The following is a 1,105-nucleotide window of genomic DNA, read 5'->3' as shown; positions in this document are numbered from 1 at the left end:
CTCAGTCGGTAGAGCAGAGGACTGAAAATCCTCGTGTCGGCAGTTCGATTCTGCCCTGAGGCACCATTTGCTGGCGTAGCTCAACTGGTAGAGCAGCTGACTTGTAATCAGCAGGTTGGGGGTTCAATTCCTCTCGCCAGCTCCATAATATGCGGGTGTAGCTCAATGGTAGAGCTCTAGCCTTCCAAGCTAGCCACGTGGGTTCGATTCCCATCACCCGCTCCATAATTGTTAACATGCCGGGGTGGCGGAACTGGCAGACGCAACGGACTTAAAATCCGTCGGGGCGTGAGCTCCGTACCGGTTCGATTCCGGTCCTCGGCACCATATATATTCTTCGCGGTCGTGGCGGAACGGCAGACGCGCTAGCCTCAGGAGCTAGTGAGGGCAACCTCGTGGTGGTTCAAATCCACTCGACCGCACCACTTGAATTTAATAATGCTAATGCGGTTGTGGTGGAACGGCAGACACACCATCTTGAGGGGGTGGCGCTGAGAGGCGTGTGGGTTCAAATCCCACCAACCGCACCAAAAATTACTAAGACAAACTTCCAATACTTTGGAAGTTTTTTTGCTTTACTAACAGAATTATAATAAGTACCTGTGATTAGAATATCTAACGGTCCTATTTGTTAAAGTTAGAATAAGCAGTTAGTATTAGCGAACAACTATTTAAAGTGCCATAACCGTTATCTCAGAACAGTTCTTATTTTACCAGATACGTATTGTTTACAACTGGATAATTCATATATAATGATTGTCCTAGTAGGATAAAATATTATAAGCAACAATACATTAATTTGGAATTTGACATAACAAGTTGTATGTGATAATATATAAAAGTCGCCAAAAGCAGTACGGTAAATTATGACAATAATTATATAAGAAGTATTGCTAGTCGGAAAATGTTATCTTTAATAAAAAGTTGACAAGAATATTTTATTATGGTAATATATAATTCCGCCAGTAAGAACGGCGTAATGTGTTCCTTGAAAACTAAACAATGTAAGAAGAAAAATGCCAGATGTGCGGTGCTCAATGAGCACAAAACATGTGTGCGGAAATAGCTCAGTGGTAGAGCATCGCCTTGCCAAGGCGAGGGTCGC

5 tRNA genes are annotated in these 1,105 nt (G+C 43.3%); all 5 read left to right on the top strand.

The features are described 5' to 3' along the window. Nucleotides 1-69 precede the first annotated feature (69 nt). The 5 genes from V6C17_RS10775 to V6C17_RS10755 all read left to right on the top strand — a co-directional run bounded on the left by V6C17_RS10775 (nt 70) and on the right by V6C17_RS10755 (nt 530). Nucleotides 70-145: transfer RNA gene (locus V6C17_RS10775), tRNA-Thr, on the top strand. A 6-nt stretch (nt 146-151) separates the two neighbouring features. Then, nucleotides 152-225, top strand: a tRNA-Gly gene (locus V6C17_RS10770). A gap of 13 nt (nt 226-238) precedes the next feature. Further along, a tRNA-Leu gene (locus tag V6C17_RS10765) sits at nt 239-327 on the top strand. A gap of 12 nt (nt 328-339) precedes the next feature. Then, a tRNA-Leu gene (locus V6C17_RS10760) sits at nt 340-425 on the top strand. A 21-nt stretch (nt 426-446) separates the two neighbouring features. After that, a tRNA-Leu gene (locus tag V6C17_RS10755) sits at nt 447-530 on the top strand. Nucleotides 531-1,105 lie beyond the last annotated feature (575 nt).

It is taken from the genome of Dendrosporobacter sp. 1207_IL3150 (genome assembly GCF_036763085.1).
In the GTDB taxonomy this organism is placed as follows: Bacteria; Bacillota; Negativicutes; order DSM-1736; family Dendrosporobacteraceae; genus JBAIYU01.
This window is presented reverse-complemented; position numbering and strand designations above follow the sequence as displayed.